We start from the raw sequence: 2,661 nt of genomic DNA on the forward strand, positions 1-2,661 counted from the left end.
CGCAACGCCAAACCCATCACCATCACCATCCGAACAAACACACTCCTGCGCCACACCATCACAATCCTCATCCACACCATTCCCACACACCTCAACCGCACCAGGATGCACACCCGCATTGCTATCATCACAATCAGGACCATTCGAGCAGCCAGCTCCATACCCGTCATGGTCATTATCGACGCCATTCGTACACGGAGGAACATTGCTAACGCTTGCTTCAAACGCGCCAATGTCAGGTGTTACTAAACGAGGCTCCCCCATCAAATCATACGGTCCTGCTGTTGGGTAAGCAGGATCTGCTGCATCCACTGCTGGATTCAACAAACTATCCACTAAATCACCAGGAAATTGAATACTCGATGAAGAATCGGTGAACTTTGCTCCCTGCGGGTCCTTGATTATCTCCGCGATGGTGGCTGACTGCGTTGAGTGAGCATCGCGGATGCTCCCACTCGCGCCGCAGTCCCCAGACCAGTTCTGCCACTCCTCAAGCGTCAAGACCCCTGGCATCGACGATTTACAGTCAATCACGCCGTCATGATCGATGTCATAGTCGCAATGAGCAAGATTATGGGCACCACGACCATGACCACCATGCGTGTCTGTTGGATAGACATTATTCACGAAGTCGAAATCGGCGTCGTAGCCACCCACTTCAGCACGACACCGTGCATTCGCTACGTCAGGATTATCACCAGGTTTTTTGCAAACAACATCAACCATGGCGCAATTCCAAAGGACCCGCTCCGTAAATACACAGTTGTAAAAGTCAATGTTTCGCGGAACACCGGGAGGACACAGCTCACCGTACGTTGCGTGGCCAGCAATATAGGGGGCGCCATCAGAGAAGGTAACATGGCGAAACTCCAGGTCGTACGCACAAACAATATATGCTCCTTCTTGCGAGTCGCCAAACTCCGAGTCGATAAAGGTGATATTGTGCGGTAGCTTCGGGTCCGTCGCGGAGGACGGGTGGTTTCCCGTCTGAATCATCAGTCCATGATTCGAAATGGCTCTCATCCTCGTTCTGATCACGGTGACATTATACGTTCCGATACTAAGTGAAAATCCATTTCTCGCATGCTCAAGAAACACATCTTCCACAACGCTGTTCCTCACAGTCCACATTTTCAGAACGTACGATCCGCCTACTTCCCATGTTGGCGCAGCATTGTCAATTGGGTTGAACACCGCGTTCCGAACGTGGACACGACGCAAAGTGATGTCGTCATGAAAGTAAAACTGGTATTGATTACCTGTGAGGTCAACCCACCCACCGAAAAAATGTATATCTGACAGTACCGTATGAGCTATTGGTTTGTTCACAGCTCGGTTTGTTAAGGTTGTTTGCGATGAGGCGATAACCGTGAATCCTGACATTTCGAAATTTCCAGCATTATCGTGGTGGATTCCATTCGGGTCCCACGTCGTCGCGGGCCACAGGATTTCAGCGTCAGGCCCAGGAGGCACATCATCCCACATCCAAATCCGGAACTTGCCATTTCCCTGAAGCGCAACCGAACCCTCCCACGAGGCTGACGTGCTTGATGACCAGAAGGTTGGAACCCAGTCCGCCATCGTAGCGTGGCCAAAATTCGGCTGCCCGTTCGTTTCGTAGTATGCGCCGTGCCCAGGTGGCAAATGAACCATTGCACGTACCTTCTCGTTGATCGCGGAGGATGAAGAAAGCCCTCCAGCTGGAATATCACATTCATACACGCCTCCCCCTAAATCCACACAACGAGACTCGTCCACATCCAAAAGATCAAGAGCAATGTACGACGTGTCCACTCCTGCCCCCTGCAACTTGAGCACCGGTTTGCCAGAACAATCCGGAAGCGTGTCAATCTTTTCATTATAATACCAGCCCGGCCCGACGCTAATAGTATCTCCACACTGCACCACCGAAGCCGCCTTATCAATCGACCTGAACGCACAACTTCCTGACGTCCCTGCGGAGTTGGAGAGGCCATTACAAGAATCGCTGCCATCCACTCGCACATAGTACGTTGCACCCATCACGCCCTGCGCTAAGAACAATAAGAGCGCGAGCACAATGAAAACCCTGGGAAACACCCTTCTGGCCACGTACAACTCACCATAACGTTAATTTAAATACTTTTTGTTTTCTCAATTTGTTTTTCTCAACGATCCCTCTCCTCCAACCCCCCCTCCCCAAAAAAAACTCTTAACATCATTCCGAGAGCTCAGCACAACAAGAGATAAGCTTTTAAATGAGTAACATTCTTAAGTGCACGCTCAACCCCTTCTTATTTATTCAAGAAAAGAAGTGGTTTCCTTACGTTCAGGAAGAATCTCAAAGCAAGAACGGCCTACCAAAAACACAAGCACGTTCCAAATAAGAGGTGTGAAAAGACCATGACACTACGAAGCAACGCTCAACCCATCGGCAAAGAAGGAGAGCGCGCCCTGAGCAAAGCGACCATGTCCATTGCAGGCGTGGGAGGCGTCGGGAGCATCATCGCAGACGCCCTCGTTCGAGACGACATTCAAGTACGCATCATTGACAAAGGGCGTGTTGAAGAAGCAGACGTCCCTCGCCAAACACTCTACACGGCAGAAGACCTCACCCGCTTCAAAGCCAAACAGGCGAAGAAACGGCTCGAAGCCATCAACCCACAAACAAAAGTGAAAGCA

At 50.7% G+C, this 2,661-nt stretch carries 2 protein-coding genes; one reads left to right on the forward strand and one right to left on the reverse strand.

All coding sequences use genetic code 11. The features are described 5' to 3' along the window. A partial coding sequence (locus D6783_03070; protein ID RME53042.1) for a hypothetical protein occupies positions 1–513 on the reverse strand: 513 nt, incomplete at its 3' end. Positions 514–2,382: 1,869 nt separating this feature from the next. Between D6783_03070 and D6783_03075 the strand changes: the two genes are divergently transcribed. Then, a partial coding sequence (locus D6783_03075; GenBank protein RME53041.1) for a HesA/MoeB/ThiF family protein occupies positions 2,383–2,661 on the forward strand: 279 nt, incomplete at its 3' end.

Source organism: Candidatus Woesearchaeota archaeon (genome assembly GCA_003694805.1).
GTDB lineage: Archaea > Nanobdellota > Nanobdellia > Woesearchaeales > J110 > J110.